The 17,658-nt window shown below is 48.5% G+C and carries 15 protein-coding genes and 2 tRNA genes; 1 reads left to right on the top strand and 16 read right to left on the bottom strand.

Annotated features, from left to right (window positions below; all coding sequences use genetic code 11):
• Positions 1 to 51 precede the first annotated feature (51 nt).
• The 14 genes from rpsO to rlmE form a co-directional block, all read right to left on the bottom strand.
• Positions 52 to 321 carry a 30S ribosomal protein S15 gene (rpsO, locus tag HR45_RS12775; RefSeq protein WP_037443512.1) on the bottom strand — a complete coding sequence of 90 codons (270 nt, stop codon included), beginning with the start codon at positions 319 to 321 and terminating at the stop codon, positions 52 to 54.
• A 94-nt stretch (positions 322 to 415) separates the two neighbouring features.
• Positions 416 to 1,372: a tRNA pseudouridine(55) synthase TruB gene (truB, locus tag HR45_RS12770; RefSeq protein WP_037443510.1), complete on the bottom strand. Its 957-nt coding sequence runs from the start codon at positions 1,370 to 1,372 to the stop codon at positions 416 to 418.
• Positions 1,372 to 1,788, bottom strand: coding sequence for a 30S ribosome-binding factor RbfA (gene rbfA / locus HR45_RS12765; RefSeq protein ID WP_037443508.1), 417 nt, complete (start codon positions 1,786 to 1,788; stop codon positions 1,372 to 1,374). The genes truB and rbfA overlap by 1 nt, the downstream gene beginning before the upstream one ends.
• A gap of 62 nt (positions 1,789 to 1,850) precedes the next feature.
• On the bottom strand, positions 1,851 to 4,511 hold the full coding sequence (gene infB / locus HR45_RS12760) for a translation initiation factor IF-2 (RefSeq protein ID WP_037443506.1): 2,661 nt from the start codon (positions 4,509 to 4,511) through the stop codon (positions 1,851 to 1,853).
• A 28-nt stretch (positions 4,512 to 4,539) separates the two neighbouring features.
• Positions 4,540 to 6,039, bottom strand: coding sequence for a transcription termination factor NusA (nusA, locus tag HR45_RS12755; protein WP_037443504.1), 1,500 nt, complete (start codon positions 6,037 to 6,039; stop codon positions 4,540 to 4,542).
• Positions 6,040 to 6,065: 26 nt separating this feature from the next.
• Entirely contained in the window at positions 6,066 to 6,521 is a 456-nt protein-coding gene (gene rimP / locus HR45_RS12750; RefSeq protein ID WP_037443501.1) for a ribosome maturation factor RimP, read from the bottom strand.
• Between the two features lie 163 nt (positions 6,522 to 6,684).
• Positions 6,685 to 6,761: transfer RNA gene (locus HR45_RS12745), tRNA-Met, on the bottom strand.
• Positions 6,762 to 6,841: 80 nt separating this feature from the next.
• Positions 6,842 to 6,928: transfer RNA gene (locus HR45_RS12740), tRNA-Leu, on the bottom strand.
• 11 nt (positions 6,929 to 6,939) lie between these two features.
• Complete coding sequence (gene secG, locus HR45_RS12735) at positions 6,940 to 7,284, bottom strand: preprotein translocase subunit SecG (RefSeq protein WP_037443499.1); 345 nt, start codon at positions 7,282 to 7,284, stop codon at positions 6,940 to 6,942.
• A gap of 2 nt (positions 7,285 to 7,286) precedes the next feature.
• Complete coding sequence (gene tpiA / locus HR45_RS12730; RefSeq protein WP_037443497.1) at positions 7,287 to 8,069, bottom strand: triose-phosphate isomerase; 783 nt, start codon at positions 8,067 to 8,069, stop codon at positions 7,287 to 7,289.
• 181 nt (positions 8,070 to 8,250) lie between these two features.
• Positions 8,251 to 9,588, bottom strand: a complete 1,338-nt coding sequence (gene glmM, locus HR45_RS12725; RefSeq protein ID WP_037443495.1) for a phosphoglucosamine mutase — start codon at positions 9,586 to 9,588, stop codon at positions 8,251 to 8,253.
• A gap of 22 nt (positions 9,589 to 9,610) precedes the next feature.
• Positions 9,611 to 10,447: a dihydropteroate synthase gene (gene folP, locus HR45_RS12720; RefSeq protein WP_037443493.1), complete on the bottom strand. Its 837-nt coding sequence runs from the start codon at positions 10,445 to 10,447 to the stop codon at positions 9,611 to 9,613.
• Between the two features lie 101 nt (positions 10,448 to 10,548).
• The gene (ftsH, locus tag HR45_RS12715) at positions 10,549 to 12,498 is read right to left on the bottom strand and encodes an ATP-dependent zinc metalloprotease FtsH (RefSeq protein WP_081933476.1); all 1,950 of its coding nucleotides are present in this window, start codon (positions 12,496 to 12,498) and stop codon (positions 10,549 to 10,551) included.
• A 42-nt stretch (positions 12,499 to 12,540) separates the two neighbouring features.
• A complete protein-coding gene (gene rlmE, locus HR45_RS12710) occupies positions 12,541 to 13,170 on the bottom strand; it encodes a 23S rRNA (uridine(2552)-2'-O)-methyltransferase RlmE (protein WP_037443490.1) in 630 nt (209 codons plus the stop codon).
• Between the two features lie 90 nt (positions 13,171 to 13,260).
• Here rlmE and yhbY point away from each other — a divergent pair, with 90 nt between their 5' ends.
• Positions 13,261 to 13,560, top strand: a complete 300-nt coding sequence (yhbY, locus tag HR45_RS12705; protein ID WP_037443489.1) for a ribosome assembly RNA-binding protein YhbY — start codon at positions 13,261 to 13,263, stop codon at positions 13,558 to 13,560.
• Between the two features lie 109 nt (positions 13,561 to 13,669).
• Here the strand turns inward: yhbY and greA are convergent, their stop codons facing one another.
• Together greA and carB are read right to left on the bottom strand one after the other, a co-directional pair.
• Positions 13,670 to 14,146 (bottom strand): transcription elongation factor GreA, encoded by a 477-nt coding sequence (gene greA / locus HR45_RS12700; protein ID WP_037443487.1) that lies wholly within the window; start codon positions 14,144 to 14,146, stop codon positions 13,670 to 13,672.
• Positions 14,147 to 14,424: 278 nt separating this feature from the next.
• Positions 14,425 to 17,649, bottom strand: coding sequence for a carbamoyl-phosphate synthase large subunit (gene carB / locus HR45_RS12695; RefSeq protein WP_037443486.1), 3,225 nt, complete (start codon positions 17,647 to 17,649; stop codon positions 14,425 to 14,427).
• Positions 17,650 to 17,658: the final 9 nt, after the last annotated feature.

Raw genomic sequence — 17,658 nt, 5'->3', positions numbered from 1 at the left:
CAAGGCAACAAAAAAGGAGGCCTCAGCCTCCTTTTTTGTTCAGAACTTGGATTAGCGACGCAGACCCAGTTCTTGAATCAGAGCAACGTAACGTGCGTTGTCTTTCTTGCTCAGATAAGCCAACAGTTTACGGCGTGCGCTAACCATGCGCAGCAGACCACGACGTGAGTGGTGATCTTTCTTGTGCTCTTTGAAGTGACCTTGCAGATGGTTGATCTGTGCAGTCAACAGGGCAACTTGAACTTCTGGTGAGCCAGTGTCGTTTTCGCCACGGCCAAATTTCGCCAGAATTTCTGCTTTTTGTTCAGTACTTAGTGACATGAGTTTCTCCAAAATAATCTAAATTAAACTCCAGCCGATCACTAACTCAGCCGAAGGTTGCGCATAATAGCGTGCCTGCCCATGTACCGCAAGCTTAGTCCGCAGTTTTTTGCGGTGAAACCACTAACCGCTTCGGTGCTAACTGACCATCATCGGTCATCGCTCCGATGCCAATAAACTGATGCTGTTCACCATAGGTAATTCTGACTAAGGTACCAGCAGCCGGACCGTCAAAGCGTACCGGGTTACCGTGCATCACATAACCGACTACAGCATCTGACAAATGGCACTCTGGAAGGTCAGCCACAGCAGTATCCATCGGCAACAGCAATGCATCTAACTCAGCATAGCGGGCGTCATCATCTAGCGCGACTTTGGCCTGTTCGGCTAAGGTTTGTAGCTGCTCAATCGTCACCATTCTATCTGCGGGATAAGCGGCAACTTGAGTACGACGCAACATAATGACGTGTGCGCCACAGCCGAGCTGTTCACCTAAATCGTCAATGATGGTACGAATATACGTCCCTTTTGAGCAGTGAATATCCAGCGTTAGCTCATCGCCCTCTAACCCGACAAAAAGCAATTCATACACTGTAATAGGCCGCGCTTCACGCGGTACGGTCTTACCTTCGCGAGCGTATTTGTACAGTGGCTGACCTTGATATTTCAGTGCAGAGAACATTGACGGTGTTTGCATGGTTTCACCACGGAAACTGCCTAACGCCTCATCGAGCATCGCTTGTGTGAAATTAACTGGGCGAGTCTCGACCACTTCACCATCGGAATCACTGGTGTCGGTACGCTGACCAAGTTTGGCGGTTACCAAATAACGCTTATCTGAATCGAGTAGATGCTGGGAAAACTTAGTCGCTTCCCCAAGACAAATAGGTAGCATACCGGTTGCCAGTGGATCCAACGCACCGGTATGTCCGGCTTTAGCGGCCTGATAAAAACGCTTTACTTGCTGCAACGCGTGATTGGAACTGATACCTGTTGGCTTATCCAATAACACGATACCATCGATAAAACGGCCTTTCGGTCGTCTTGCCATTAATCCTGTTCCTCGCCTTGCTCATCTTCAGCTTCAGCGCCAAATTGCTCTTGCTTTGCTTTATCTGAACTGATGACTTGACTCACCAAGTTAGACATGCGCATCCCTTCTACAAGTGATGCGTCATAAACAAATTTCAATTCAGGCATCACCCGCAGCTTCATACGACCAGCCACCAGAGTACGTACGTACGGTGCTGCTTTCATCAACGCGGCCATCTTGTCGTTGATCACCTGCGGATCTTCTTCAAACAATGTCACGTATACTTTTGCGAAGCTTAAATCGCGCGATACTTCCACGTCGTTAACTGTCACCATGCCAATGCGCGGATCTTTCATATCGCGTTGTAGTACCAGCGCTAGCTCTTGCTGCAGCTGCTGGCCAATACGCCGGGTACGGCTAAATTCTTTCGCCATTTTCTTACCCTCTTAAACCAACAAGGGCGGCCGTAGCCGCCCAATATCTGTTGTGATACCGCTTACAGGCTACGCGCCACTTCAACGGTTTCAAACACTTCGATTTGGTCGCCAACACGAACGTCATTATAGTTCTTAACGCCGATACCACACTCAGTACCGTTACGAACTTCGTTAACGTCATCTTTAAAGCGACGCAGTGACTCAAGTTCACCTTCGTAGATCACCACGTTGTCACGCAATACACGGATAGGCGCGCTACGTTTAACGGTACCTTCAGTTACCATACAACCCGCAATTGCACCAATCTTAGGTGATTTGAACACGTCACGAACTTCAGCCAGACCGATGATCTGTTGTTTAAATTCAGGCGACAGCATACCGCTCATCGCTGATTTAACTTCATCAATCAAATCGTAGATCACGCTGTAGTAACGCAGGTCAACGCTTTCAGCTTCAATCACTTTACGTGCTTGCGCATCGGCACGAACGTTAAAGCCTACCATGATTGCGCTAGACGCAGCAGCCAAAGTCGCATCGTTCTCGGTCAAAGCACCTACACCGCTCGCGATGATGTTCACTTTCACTTCATCGGTAGACAGTTTACGCAGTGAGTCAGAAATCGCTTCCAGCGAACCTTGTACGTCAGCTTTCAGGATGATGTTCAATTCCTGAACTTCACCTTCAGTCATGTTAGCGAACATGTTTTCCAGTTTCGCTTTTTGCTGACGTGCCAGTTTCACTTCACGGAACTTGCCTTGACGATACAGAGCAACTTCACGCGCTTTACGTTCATCTTTAACAACAGTTGCTTCATCACCGGCTGATGGCACACCTGACAGACCCAAGATCTCTACTGGAATTGATGGACCAGCTTCTTTGATCTCATTACCGTCTTCGTCGCGCATCGCACGAACTTTACCGTACTCAAGACCACACAGTACGATATCGCCTTGGTGCAATGTACCTTCTTGAACCAATACTGTCGCTACAGGGCCACGGCCTTTGTCGAGTTTAGATTCAACTACAACACCAGCTGCCATGCCGTCACGAACTGCTTTAAGTTCGAGTACTTCCGCTTCCAGCAGGATGCCTTCCAACAATTCATCAACGCCTTGACCAGTTTTGGCAGAAACGTAAACAAACATGTTGTCGCCGCCCCACTCTTCTGACATTACGCCGTGTTGCGACAGTTCGCTCTTCACGCGGTCTACGTCAGCTTCTGGTTTATCCATTTTGTTCACAGCAACAATCAGTGGCGCGCCACCGGCTTTTGCGTGTTGGATAGCTTCGATGGTTTGTGGCATTACGCCGTCATCTGCTGCAACCACCAGTACTACGATATCGGTCGCTTGCGCACCACGAGCACGCATTGCGGTAAACGCAGCGTGGCCTGGAGTATCCAGGAAGGTGATCATGCCGTTGTCAGTTTCAACGTGGTATGCACCAATGTGCTGAGTAATACCACCGGCTTCGCCTGATGCCACTTTAGTGCGACGGATGTAGTCCAACAGCGAGGTTTTACCGTGGTCAACGTGACCCATGATGGTAACAACCGGTGCGCGTGGTTCTACTTTGACATCTTCGCCGTCACGGTCAGCCAGTACTTCATGCTCTAGTTCGTTTTCACGAACGAGGATGACTTTGTGGCCCATTTCCTCTGCTACCAGTTGTGCAGTTTCTTGGTCCAGTACTTGGTTGATGGTCACCATTGAGCCCATCTTCATCATCGCTTTGATGATTTCAGTGGCTTTAACGGCCATACGCTGTGCCAAGTCAGCCACAGTGATGGTTTCACCAATACGAACGTCACGATTTACCGCAGCAACCGGCTTGTTAAAGCCATGCTTGTTCGACTTCGCAGCTTTCTTGTTGCGAATATCGCGCTCACGTCCGCCTTCGCTACTTTGACGAGCATCTTTAGAACGTTTTTTACCGGCACTCTTATGACGGCTGCGACGACCTTGTTTCTCTTCTTCCATATCGCTGGTGTCTTCGGCTGCGCGAGCAACTTTAGAGGTAGTGATGTGGTGGTCGTTGCGCTTCTCAGCTTCAATACGTTCTTTCTCTTCCAGCTCCCAACGCTTGGCATTTTCTTCAGCCATGCGGCGTGCTTCTTCAGCAGCGCGAGCAGCTTCTTCGTCAGCTTTACGTTTAACAGCTTCTTCCTGCGCAGCTTTGATACGCGCAGCTTCTGCTTTCTCAGCTTTAGTTTCCGGAGTATCTTCCAGCTCTTCTTTAGCAGCTTCGTCGGCTTTCGGCTTCGCAGCCTTCGCTTTCGCCTCTGCTTTAGCTTTTGCTTCTGCAGCGGCTTTAGCCTTCGCTTCAGCTTCTGCCTTAGCCTTGGCTTCTGCCGCAGCTTTTGCTTCGGCTTCAGCACGTGCTTTCTCTTCGGCTTCAACTTCTGCCTGGCGCGCTAATTCAGCAACGTCACGCTTAACGAAGGTTTTCTTTTTACGAACTTCTACTTTTACATCTTTTGACTGGCCACCGGCGCCTGAAACGCTCAGGGTTGAAACAGTCTTACGTTGTAAGGTCATTTTTGAAGGCACGCTTTCTCCGCCATGCTGCTTGGTCAAAAAATCAAGCAGCTGTTGCTTCTCTGACTCGGTTACTTCGTCGTTGCCGCTCTTCTTGATACCGGCTTTCGCAAACTGTTCGATAAGACGGTCAACGTCTTTTCCAACTTCTATGGCCAACTTTTGTACGGTTGTATCTGCCATCCGTTAACTCCCCTCTCTGTTGACCGACTTATGCTTCTTCGCCAAACCAACAGATATTGCGGGCAGCCATAATCAGCTCACCAGCTTTCTCTTCTGTCAATTCTTCAATATCGATCAAGTCGTCAATACCTTGCTCGGCCAAATCTTCAAGAGTAACTACACCTTTGCTGGCGAGTACAAACGCGAGATGGCGTTCCAGTCCTGGTAATCCGAGCAATTCGTCACTTGGCTGGGCTCCGTCCAGCGCTTCCTCTGAGGCCAGTGCGCGAGTCGACAACGCAGCTTTCGCACGTTCTCTCAGCGCAGCGACGATATCTTCATCAAGACCATCGATAGACAACAGCTCAGATGCTGGTACATAGGCCACTTCTTCAAGAGAAGTGAAACCTTCGTCAGCAAGGACTTGAGCAAAGTCTTCGTCGATATCCAAAGCGTTCACGAATAGTGAAGTCACCTTAGCACTCTCGGCCTGATGCTTAGCATTCAGTTCGTCGACTGTCATTACGTTCAGCTCCCAACCCGTAAGTTGAGTCGCCAAACGAACGTTCTGACCATTACGGCCAATGGCTTGTGCCAGACTGTCAGCTTCTACCGCGATATCCATAGAATGGTTATCTTCGTCTACAACGATAGAGGCCACATCAGCAGGCGCCATGGCATTAATTACGAATTGTGCTGGGTTATCGTCCCATAACACAATATCAATACGCTCACCGCTCAGCTCGTTAGTCACGGCTTGCACGCGAGCACCACGCATCCCCACACACGCACCGATAGGATCGATACGGCGGTCATTAGATTTCACCGCAATTTTCGCGCGGCTACCTGGGTCACGGGCCGCACCAATCACTTCGATCATCTCATCAGCAATTTCCGGTACTTCAATACGGAACAGCTCAATAAGCATGTCTGGCTTAGTGCGAGTTAAAAACAGTTGCGCTCCGCGAGCTTCAGGACGTACCGCATACAGCAATGCACGCACACGATCGCCTGGGCGGAAAGATTCACGTTGAATAATATCTTCTTTGTACAAGACGCCGTCAGCGTTGTTACCTAAGTCTACCACGATGCTATCGCGGTTAGATTTCTTCACAATACCGGTAACCAGTTCGCCTTCTTTATCAATGAACTGTTCAACAACTTGCGCACGTTCAGCTTCACGGACTTTCTGCACAATAACCTGTTTAGCCGTTTGCGTTGTGATACGGTCAAACTGAACAGATTCAATTTCATCTTCGACATATTCACCAGGCTGGATATCTGGCGCGTCGATCTGCGCCGCTTCCAAGGTGATTTCGCGATATGGGTTTTCGAGCAATTCGCCTTGGTTGTCTACCACTAACCAGCGACGGAATGTTTCATAGTCGCCGCTCTTACGGTCGATCGCTACACGAACGTCGATATCACCTTCGTATTTCTTTTTAGTAGCGGTAGCCAGTGCGATTTCCAAGGCTTCAAAAATCTTCTCACGGGGTACGGCCTTTTCGTTGGATACCGCTTCAGCGACCAGCAAAATTTCTTTATTCATGTCTTGCCTCGTTCACCTTGAATTCATCAAAATTTAGCTATCAAGTTGCCTTTTCGGATGTTATCCAAGGCAATAACCAGTTCCTTACCATCCACTTTCAGCGTCAACATCTGCCCATCTACTTGGGTGATACAACCTTTAAGGTTACGGCTTCCAGCTACCGGCATTGTCAGTTGCACTTTGGCATCTTCACCGATATAGCTTTGATATTGAGCGGCTTTAAAAAGTGGTCTATCTAGTCCGGGAGAAGATACTTCCAGGGTATATTCAGACGGAATAGGATCTTCAACGTCCAGCACTGAACCGACTTGACGGCTCGCAGCCGCGCAATCTTCAATGTTCACGCCATTTTCACTATCAATATAGATGCGAAGCGTTGAATGCTTACCCGCCTTCACGAATTCAATGCCCCAAAGCTGATATCCTAAACCTTCTATCGCCGGTGTCAGCATCTCTTCGAGTCTTGATTCCAATGTTGCCAAATGAATACTCCTGAAACTAAAAAAGGGCATATAGCCCCAGTATCACACTGCCGAACGTCGCAGTAAAACGCTAGGTTCAGATAACAAAAAACCCCGTTTAATACGAGGCTGTTGCTGTTCCGAGAACCTGTATTAGTGTTACCTATATGATAACACTTGGAGCTGGTTGCGGGGGCCGGATTTGAACCGACGACCTTCGGGTTATGAGCCCGACGAGCTACCATGCTGCTCCACCCCGCGTCAACTGCTGCAATTTTACTTAGTTAGCGTAAAACTTGCAATAACTCTGTGTAAACTAACCAGTTTAAACAGAATTAACTTGGTGCCGAGAGCGGGACTTGAACCCGCACGACCGTTAGGTCACAGCCACCTCAAGGCTGCGCGTCTACCAATTTCACCACCTCGGCTAAAATTGCTTTTAGTCTGGAATTTTCTCTTCAGATTTCTGAGGCGCTGGAGTGACTGGCGCTTGCTGTTCAGTTTTCACCGCACCAGCCGCACCTAAATCTTGCCAGCTATCTTCTTGCTTAGCGTGGTTAGCACTCATGTTGCCAATCGCCAAACTCAAAACGAAGAATAAAATTGCCAGAATTGCGGTGCTTCTTGTCAGAAAGTTACCTGAACCTGAAGAACCAAACAAAGTTGCTGATGCACCGGCGCCAAAAGAGGCTCCCATATCAGCTCCTTTACCCTGTTGGATCAGGATTAGACCGATCAGGGCTAATGCTACCAACAGATAAACTACAATCAGTACTTGGTACATAATTACGCGCTCGTTGCTATGGCACACAAACTCAAGAACTCGGTAGAGTTCAAACTTGCGCCACCAATTAGTCCACCGTCTACATCAGGTTGGGCGAACAAATCAGCCGCGTTGCTCGGCGTCACACTGCCACCGTACAAAATTCTTATATTTTCACCGATAAAGGGTGAAACTTCAGAAAGGCGTTTGCGAATAAACGCGTGCACTTCCTGTGCCTGTTCAGGCGTCGCACTTTTACCAGTTCCTACAGCCCATAGTGGCTCGTAGGCGATAATGGCGTTATCAAAGGCCATGGTGCCATTTTTTTCAATGACGACATCCAATTCTTCTGCGAGGACTTCAAATGTCCGCCGTGCTTCACGTGCCGGACCTGACTCACCCACACACAAAATCGGTGTTAAACCATGCTTTTGTGCTGCAGCAAACTTTTCGGCGACTACATCGCTGGTTTCACCGTACATTCTACGTCTTTCAGAGTGTCCGATGATGACATATTTACAACCAACGTCAGTCAACATACCGCCAGAGATTTCACCTGTGTAAGCACCAAAATCGTGCTGACTCAGGTTTTGCGCTCCCATTCGAACAATCGAACCATTAAGCGCTTCTCGGTGCAGTTCTAGCTGCTGCCTAACACTTTCCAGATAAACAGTTGGAGGGCATAAAACCACCTCAACGGCGTCATTATTGAGCTTTGCGGCAAATTTCTTGAATAGCTCTTGCGCCAATAACGCACTACCATTCATTTTCCAGTTACCGGCGACCATCGGGCGTCTAAGAGCCATTGACCATCTCCTTAGAAAGCGGCGTGAATAATAGCGGACCAGTTATCAAGTTACAATACCCAGCCCAACAAATTTTGTGTTTTCAACGACGTTCGAACACTTTTTATGCTTAGTGTTATCACACCCCGTAGTAATAACACTTAACCATTTAATTTTTATGATTTATTTATAAGCGTTTTGTTTAAACAACTTGCTTGACTGCGGCGGCAATATACTCAGCATGTTGAGTAACAACTGCCTCGTCAGTGCCTTCCACCATAACACGGATCAGCGGTTCAGTCCCTGATTTGCGCAGCAGAACACGACCTGTATTCGCTAACTTTTGCTCAACGGTAGCAACCGCCTGCTGAACTTCGCTTGAGTCAATAGGATTGCTATTACCTTCGAAACGTACGTTCAATAATACTTGTGGTAATAAGGTAATTGGCTCAATCAACTGTTCCAAAGTCAGATGACGACGACACATGGCCGCCAAAACCTGAATACCCGCTACGATGCCATCGCCGGTGGTGCCATGATCTAAATTGACAATATGGCCAGAGTTTTCTCCGCCAATGCGCCAATCTTTCTCAGCCAGCATTTCCATCACGTAACGGTCACCGACCTTGGAGCGCGCAAATGGAATATTCAATTCATTTAAGGCGAGTTCTAAGCCTAAATTCGACATTTGAGTACCGACTACACCACCACGTAACAGCCCACGGTGATAAGTGTCACTCGCTAAAATGTACAGGATCTCATCACCATCAACGACACGTCCCTCTTTGGTAACCATCATGATACGGTCACCATCACCATCGAGGGCAATACCTAAATCTGCTTGTTCCTCAACCACGGTGCTACAGATTGCAGCCATGGAAGTCGCACCGACTTTGTCGTTGATGTTGGTACCATTAGGTTTATCACCTATCACAATGACGTCTGCACCCAACTCTCGGAAAACACTTGGCGCAATATGATAGGTAGCGCCGTGAGCGCAATCGACGACGATCTTTAATCCTTCAAGTGTCTGATCGGTAGGAAAGTTACCCTTACAATATTCGATGTAACGGCCAGCAGCGTCACTGATACGTGATACTTTACCCAGTAAGTGAGATTCTACACAGGCTAACGGACGCTCTAACTCAGCTTCGATTTCCAACTCTAACGCATCATCAAGTTTGGTGCCGAGCGAGGAAAAGAACTTAATGCCATTGTCATAATAGGGATTGTGCGACGCGCTAATCACAATGCCGGCTTCTGCACGGAAGGTTCGGGTAAGATATGCCACTGCTGGAGTTGGCATTGGCCCCATCAACAAGACGTCTAAGCCCGCTGCCGATAGTCCAGCTTCGAGTGCTGATTCAAACAGATAACCAGAAATTCGCGTATCTTTGCCAATTAGCACCTTACGCGTACCATTGCGGGATAAAACTCGCCCAGCGGCCCAGCCTAGTTTCAATGCCAATTCTGGCGTCATCTTGCCTGCGCCAACTTTGCCACGAATACCATCAGTACCAAAAAATTTCCGTTTACCCACGTTTGTACCTTTTACTAAATTCTCAACGGCCAGCCGATTGCGTTTCCGTCATAACCCGCAGCACATCAAGCGTTTCCTGCACATCATGAACGCGAATAATATGTGCACCTTGCTGAGCAGCGAGCATAGCCCCTGCGAGGCTACCAGCGAGACGTTGCTCAACAGGACGGTGTAATAGATTACCTATCATACTCTTTCTTGACAATCCGATAAGTAACGGCTGATTTAAATCACTAAATCGATTCAACTGCGCTAATAGCTGATAATTATGCGCTAGTGTTTTACCAAAGCCAAATCCCGGATCGAGGATAACTTGCTCTTTGGTCAATCCTGCAGCAATACACTCAGCTGTGCGCTGCTGACAATATTCAATCACTTCCGCCACAACATCATCGTACTGCGGCGCTTGCTGCATCGTTTTTGGCTGACCTTGCATATGCATAATGCACACGGGGACTTGTGCTTCCGCGACAACCTCTAATGCGCCCGGTTCAGTTAGAGAGCGAATATCATTAATCAAATGTGCGCCATGGGCGATTGATTCACGCATCACTGCAGCTTTGCTGGTATCGACCGAGATCCAGGTGTCTGAATTTCGTGCTACATACTCTACCAATGGCACAACACGGTCGAGCTCTTCGGCTTCTGAAACTTCTGCAGCTCCGGGGCGGGTAGACTCACCACCGATGTCGATAACATGCACGCCTGCGGCAATCATTTCGTCTGCATGCTTACATGCCAAATCAAATTGGGAGAATTTACCACCATCAGAAAATGAATCAGGGGTAACGTTCAAAATGCCCATGACTTTGGGCGAGTCCAATACTAACTGCTTATTACCAGACGTTAAGGTAAACACATGGCCTCCAAAAAGCGGAACGGTGCAATTCCGACCTTTAACAACACAAACATAAAAAGAAAACCCCTTAAAAAGGGGTTTTCTGCTAATCGAGGATTCAATTAGTGATGCGATTCACCCGGATTCGATAAATCGCTATCTGACTTAGGCTTATCGCTCAGCGGTGAGTCTTTTGACGCGCTGCCATTATTGCCACTGTCGTCTGAACCTTTATCATCCATCTGCCAATCAACCGGTGGGCGCACATCTCGACGCGCCATCAAATCTTCAATCTGGCGAGAGTCAATCGTCTCATATTTGATCAATGCATCTTTCATCGCATGCAAAATATCGAGGTTATCCTTCAGCAATAGTTCGGCACGATGATAATTGCGTTCAATGATAGCTTTTACTTCCGCATCGATGATAGCTGCGGTTTCATCCGACATATGTTTGGCTTTCGCCATAGAGCGACCGAGGAACACTTCTCCTTCCTCTTCCGCATACAGCAATGGGCCGAGTTTTTCAGAGAAGCCCCATTGGGTCACCATGTTGCGGGCAATCGCCGTTGCTTGCTTGATATCCTGCGAAGCACCAGTCGATACTTTTTCAGCACCGTAGATGATCTCTTCTGCCAGACGACCACCATAGGCAACCGAAATACGGCTTTCTAGCTTGCGGCGGTTTTCACTGATGGAGTCACCTTCAGGAAGGAAGAAGGTTACCCCCAATGCGCGACCGCGAGGAATAATCGTTACCTTGTGTACCGGATCATGCTCAGGCACTAAGCAGCCAACAATCGCATGGCCTGCTTCATGGTATGCGGTTGACTCTTTTTCTGATTCAGACATCACCATTGAGCGGCGCTCTGCCCCCATCATGATCTTGTCTTTGGCGCGTTCAAACTCTTCCATGGTCACTACACGGCGATTACCGCGCGCAGCAAACAAAGCCGCCTCGTTGACCAAGTTCGCTAAATCAGCACCAGAGAAGCCTGGCGTACCACGGGCAATCACGCTGGCTTTAACATCATCGCTCAGCGGGATTTTACGCATATGTACTTTCAGAATCTGCTCACGACCACGTACGTCTGGCAAGCCAACCACGACTTGGCGGTCGAAACGGCCTGGACGTAACAAGGCTTGGTCAAGCACGTCTGGACGGTTAGTCGCGGCAATCACGATAACGCCTTCGTTACCTTCAAAGCCGTCCATTTCCACCAGCATTTGGTTCAAGGTTTGCTCACGTTCATCGTGACCGCCACCGAGACCCGCGCCACGCTGGCGACCTACTGCGTCGATTTCGTCGATAAAGATAATACAAGGTGCTGATTTCTTGGCTTGTTCAAACATGTCACGTACACGCGATGCACCGACACCGACGAACATTTCAACGAAATCAGAACCAGAAATGGTAAAGAACGGTACTTTGGCTTCACCAGCAATTGCTTTAGCCAGCAAGGTTTTACCTGTACCGGGAGGGCCAACCATCAGTACGCCTGTTGGAATGCGGCCACCCAATTTCTGGAATTTAGTTGGGTCACGCAGATAATCCACCAACTCTTTCACTTCTTCTTTGGCTTCATCACAGCCAGCCACATCAGCGAAAGTGGTTTTAATCTGATCTTCGCTCATCAATTTGGCTTTGCTTTTACCAAATGACATAGCGCCTTTACCGCCGCCGCCTTGCATCTGACGCATGAAGAAAATCCATACACCAATCAGCAGCAACATTGGGAACCAAGAGATGAAAATTTGAGTTAGGAAACCAGATTCTTCTGCTTCCTGACCTTTCATCGCAACACCTTTGCGATCGAGATCATTGAGCAGATCACGGTCGTAAATCGGCATAATGGTGACAAATTTCTCGCCAGTCTTAAGCGAACCTTCAATGGTGCGCTGGTCGCTTTTTACTTCCACAGAAGCAACCTGACCTGAACGGACGTCATCCAAAAACGTTGAGTATTCCATCTTCTGTGACGAAGATGACGAAGGAGAAAATCCTTGGAAGACAGACATCAGCACTACCGCGATGACTACCCACAGGATTAAATTTTTTGCCATGTCACTCAATTATCCAACCTCTCAGTATTGAGACCTACATCATTCAGGGTACTACAACTTATACCCTGTCGCTACCAGATAGACTTCCCGCGAGCGGGCTCTCGAAGACTCTGGTTTTCGGGTTTTTACGACTTTAAAGGCATCTCGAACAGCTTTCATATATTCGTCGAAACCTTCACCCTGAAAAACTTTTACTGCAAAACTACCGTTAGGCGCTAACACTTGATGGCACATATCTAAAGCCAATTCAACAAGATACATTGCCCTTGGTTGGTCAACTGCGCCGGCGCCGCTCATATTAGGTGCCATATCAGACAACACGACATCGACTTTTTCATCGCCCACTCGGGTCAGCAAAGCGTCCAACACTTTCTCTTCGCGGAAGTCGCCTTGGAGAAAATCGACGCCAACGATTGGGTCCATCGGCAAAATATCGCAAGCCACCACTTTGCCACTGTCACCCACGAGCTTAACCGCGACTTGCGACCAGCCCCCCGGGGCGGCGCCTAAGTCAACAACGGTCATGCCGGGTTTAATGAGCAGGTCTTTTTGCTGTAACTCTTCTAACTTGAACGCTGCGCGCGACCTCAGGCCACGTTTCTGCGCTAACTTGACATAATGATCGTCGAAATGTTCCTGCATCCAGCGAGTGGAGCTGGCAGTTCGCTTTTTTCCTGACATTTAAATTCCGCAACAAATCTGAGTTACACGAAGCCTATATAAGGGTAGAATAGCGCCTTTTCAACAGTAACTCGTCGAAAGTTGGTAAAAATGAACTTAACAACCAAACAAAAACAGTATCTCAAAGGACTGGCACACTCGTTAAAGCCAGTGGTACTGCTTGGTGCCAATGGTCTGACTGAGGGAGTACTGGCTGAAATTGATAATGCCCTGTCCCACCATGAACTGATTAAAGTTAAAGTGGCGTCTGAAGACAGAGAACTGAAAGCAGCTATCGTTGATGCCATTGTACGGGAAACTCAGTCCGTCAAAGTCCAGTTAATCGGTCACGTGCTGGTTATCTTCCGTCAATCGGAAGAGAAGAAGATTGCTTTACCAAAAGCAAAATAAGCAACTGACCACAAAACGAAAGGAAGCCAACTGGCTTCCTTTTTTGTTTTACCGGCTATTTTCAATAACATCCATTAATACAGCCTTAACCAGCCGTAATTAACCCGTGTTAGATGTACTGAACTTCAATGATTTCGTAATCGGCAATACCGCCCGGCGTTTGAATGCTGACTTCATCGCCTACGCTCTTACCAATTAAACCACGAGCGATGGGTGAATTAACTGAAATCAGATTCGCCTTAATATCAGCTTCGTCATCACCCACAATGCGGTAACTAACCTCAGCATCGGTATCGAGATTCAAAATGGTCACCGTTACCCCAAAAATGACGCGACCGGTGTTTTCCATTTTGGTGACATCAATAATTTGCGCGTTCGATAACTTGCCTTCGATGTCACGGATACGCGCTTCGCAGATCCCTTGCTCTTCCCGTGCTGCATGGTATTCGGCGTTCTCTTTTAAGTCGCCCAACTCCCGCGCTGTCGCAATCGCTTCACTCAGCGCTGGACGATGTTCAAACTTCAGGTAGTCCAATTCCTTACGTAATTGTTCTGCACCTTGCTGTGTCATTGGAACTTTGTTCATGAATTTTTCGCCTCCTGTAAAACAAAAGCGTCCTATGCAGGCTATAAAGCCAGCACAGATGGAATAAGGTAATTAATTGGGCGCGCTATGAATGATTAAATGGCGCCAAGAAGTACTTATGAGTGCTTGATGCGTCAGCTATCGACATAAATTCATCTTACTAACAGCTTACCTAAGCTATGAAGTTCATACCAGTGCCACTCACAAATTTATCTGATTGACTGCGCACAAAACAAAAAAGCCACACCTAAGTGTGGCTTTTTTCAACTTATCAGTCGTTATTTGTTGATGCGCGCGTGCAGCTCTTGTACAGAGGCCACATTGTTGCGGTCATCAGCATTCAGCGACAAACAGGTAGCAAATGCACCATTCAAGGTAGTGGTGTAGTTCACTTTGTAACGCAAGGCACCACGACGCAGTTGCTTAGAGTCTTCAATGGCTTGACGACCTTCGGTGGTGTTGACGATGTAGGTGTATTCACCATTCTTCATACGGTCAAGAATGTGTGGACGACCTTCGTGTACCTTGTTCACCAAACGTGGGTTGATACCGGCTTCGCCCAGTACCACAGCGGTACCGTGAGTCGCGTCGATTTCAAAGCCCAGCGCAATCAGCTGTTTGGCCAATTCAGCAACACGTTTCTTGTCACTGTTACGTACCGACAACAAGGCTCGACCTGAACGTGGTGAGTCTTTTGGTGCCGCGCCCAATTGCGCTTTCGCGTAAGCTTCCGCGAAGGTTTCACCAACCCCCATCACCTCACCAGTTGAGCGCATTTCTGGACCAAGTAGTGGGTCAACACCAGGGAACTTGTTGAATGGCAGCACCACTTCTTTCACAGAGAAGTAAGGTGGGATCACCTCTTGAGTGAAACCTTGTGCTTCCAGTGATTGGCCAGCCATTACCCGCGCGGCAATCTTCGCCAGCGATACGCCAGTCGCTTTCGAAACGAAAGGCACGGTACGCGCTGCACGTGGGTTAACTTCAATCATGTAGATGGTGTTGTCTTTCACCGCAAACTGTACGTTCATCAAACCGATAACGCCCAGTTCGAACGCCAACTTACGCACCTGCTCACGCATTTCGTCTTGGATTTGCGGGCTCAGCGAGTATGGTGGCAATGAACAGCCTGAGTCACCTGAGTGAACCCCCGCTTGCTCGATGTGCTCCATGATAGCGCCAACCACCACCAACTTACCGTCACATACCGCGTCGATATCGACTTCGATAGCATCGTCAAGGAAGTGGTCCAGCAGTACAGGCGATTCGTTAGACACTTTTACCGCTTCATTGAAGTAGCGACGTAAGTCTTGCTCTTCATAGACGATTTCCATCGCTCGGCCACCGAGTACGTATGATGGGCGCACCACCAGCGGGTAACCGATCTTTTCAGCAGAAGCGACTGCACCTTCAACAGTGGTCACAGTATCGTTTTCTGGCTGCTTCATTTCTAAGCGACGAATCGCTTGTTGGAAACGTTCACGGTCTTCTGCACGGTCAATCGCATCAGGGCTAGTACCAATGATAGGTACGCCAGCGGCTTCCAGTGCACGCGCCAGTTTCAGTGGTGTTTGACCACCGTACTGCACGATAACGCCTTTTGGTTTTTCCAAACGGGCGATTTCGAGCACGTCTTCCAGTGTTACTGGTTCGAAGTACAGTCGGTCTGACGTATCATAGTCCGTTGATACCGTTTCAGGGTTACAGTTCACCATAATGGTTTCGTAACCGTCTTCTTTCATGGCTAATGCGGCGTGTACACAGCAGTAGTCGAATTCGATACCTTGGCCGATACGGTTAGGACCGCCACCGAGCACCATGATTTTCTCACGATCGCTTGGGTTCGCTTCGCACTCTTCTTCATAAGTCGAGTACATATAAGCCGTGTCAGTCGCAAATTCAGCTGCACAGGTATCTACCCGTTTGTAGACAGGGTAGATCTCTAAGCGATGACGCAGTTTGCGCATCTCAGATTCACTAATACCCAACACTTCTGCCAGACGCGCATCAGAGAAACCTTTACGCTTCAGTTTGAACAGGAAGTCAGCATCGATACCGGCTAAACCGACAGCGGCAACTTGTTGCTCTAACTTGACGATTTCTTCAATCTGCACCAAGAACCAGTGATCGATGTTGGTCAGTGTGAAGATATCGTCGATACTCATACCAGCACGGAAGGCATCAGCGATGTACCAAATGCGGTCAGAACCTGGGTCTTTCAGCTCGCGACGAATGCGTGAGATGGCATCAGCATCGTTCAGGTCAACCACTGGGTCAAAACCGTTTTTACCAACTTCCAAACCACGCAGTGCTTTTTGTACTGACTCTTGGAAGGTACGGCCAATCGCCATTACCTCACCCACAGACTTCATCTGGGTAGTCAGGCGGTCGTTAGCACCAGCAAACTTCTCGAAGTTGAAGCGAGGAACTTTGGTCACTACATAGTCGATTGAAGGCTCGAACGATGCTGGAGTGCGGCCACCAGTGATGTCGTTCATCAGCTCATCAAGGGTGAAACCCACCGCCAGTTTGGCTGCCACTTTGGCAATTGGGAAGCCAGTGGCTTTAGATGCAAGCGCAGATGAGCGTGATACACGTGGGTTCATCTCAATGATGACCATACGGCCATCTTTGGGATTAACACCAAACTGCACGTTAGAACCGCCGGTTTCAACGCCGATTTCACGCAGTACCGCCATCGAGGCGTTACGCATCAATTGATATTCTTTGTCGGTCAGGGTTTGTGCTGGCGCGACAGTGATAGAATCACCCGTGTGCACGCCCATGGCGTCAAAGTTTTCGATAGAGCAAACGATGATGCAGTTGTCGTTGCGGTCACGCACCACTTCCATCTCGTACTCTTTCCAACCGATAAGGCTTTCATCGATCAGCAACTCATTGGTTGGCGACAAGTCCAAACCACGAGTACAGATTTCTTCGAACTCTTCGATGTTGTAAGCGATACCACCGCCTGAACCACCCATGGTGAATGACGGACGAATGATACATGGGAAGCCCACGTCATCCAGTACCTTCTGTGCTTCTTCCATGCTATGTGCGATACCGGCACGTGGACATTCCAAGCCGATAGCACGCATCGCTTTATCGAAGCGAGCACGGTCTTCCGCTTTGTCGATGGCGTCTGCAGTTGCGCCAATCATTTCCACGTTGAACTCTTTCAGAACACCACGTTCTTCCAGTTCCAGCGCACAGTTCAAAGCGGTCTGACCACCCATGGTCGGCAGCACTGCATCAGGACGTTCTTTGGCGATAATGTTGCGTACCACTTCCCAATGAATTGGCTCGATGTAGGTCGCATCGGCCATACCTGGGTCAGTCATAATGGTCGCTGGGTTTGAGTTCACCAGAATTACGCGGTATCCCTCTTCCCGCAACGCCTTACAGGCTTGCGCACCAGAGTAGTCAAACTCACATGCTTGGCCGATAACAATCGGACCTGCACCGAGGATCAGGATACTTTTAATATCAGTACGTTTTGGCATTGCTAAAAT

The organism is Shewanella mangrovi (genome assembly GCF_000753795.1).
GTDB lineage: Bacteria > Pseudomonadota > Gammaproteobacteria > Enterobacterales > Shewanellaceae > Shewanella > Shewanella mangrovi.
This window is presented reverse-complemented; position numbering and strand designations above follow the sequence as displayed.

What these genes read in the sequence shown, in the direction of transcription:
- rpsO (WP_037443512.1), bottom strand. Translation starts at nt 321, where the DNA reads ATGTCACTAAGTACTGAACAAAAAGCAGAAATTCTGGCGAAATTTGGC.
- truB (WP_037443510.1), bottom strand. Translation starts at nt 1,372, where the DNA reads ATGGCAAGACGACCGAAAGGCCGTTTTATCGATGGTATCGTGTTATTG.
- rbfA (WP_037443508.1), bottom strand. Translation starts at nt 1,788, where the DNA reads ATGGCGAAAGAATTTAGCCGTACCCGGCGTATTGGCCAGCAGCTGCAG.
- infB (WP_037443506.1), bottom strand. Translation starts at nt 4,511, where the DNA reads ATGGCAGATACAACCGTACAAAAGTTGGCCATAGAAGTTGGAAAAGAC.
- nusA (WP_037443504.1), bottom strand. Translation starts at nt 6,039, where the DNA reads ATGAATAAAGAAATTTTGCTGGTCGCTGAAGCGGTATCCAACGAAAAG.
- secG (WP_037443499.1), bottom strand. Translation starts at nt 7,284, where the DNA reads ATGTACCAAGTACTGATTGTAGTTTATCTGTTGGTAGCATTAGCCCTG.
- tpiA (WP_037443497.1), bottom strand. Translation starts at nt 8,069, where the DNA reads ATGGCTCTTAGACGCCCGATGGTCGCCGGTAACTGGAAAATGAATGGT.
- rlmE (WP_037443490.1), bottom strand. Translation starts at nt 13,170, where the DNA reads ATGTCAGGAAAAAAGCGAACTGCCAGCTCCACTCGCTGGATGCAGGAA.
- yhbY (WP_037443489.1), top strand. Translation starts at nt 13,261, where the DNA reads ATGAACTTAACAACCAAACAAAAACAGTATCTCAAAGGACTGGCACAC.
- greA (WP_037443487.1), bottom strand. Translation starts at nt 14,146, where the DNA reads ATGAACAAAGTTCCAATGACACAGCAAGGTGCAGAACAATTACGTAAG.
- carB (WP_037443486.1), bottom strand. Translation starts at nt 17,649, where the DNA reads ATGCCAAAACGTACTGATATTAAAAGTATCCTGATCCTCGGTGCAGGT.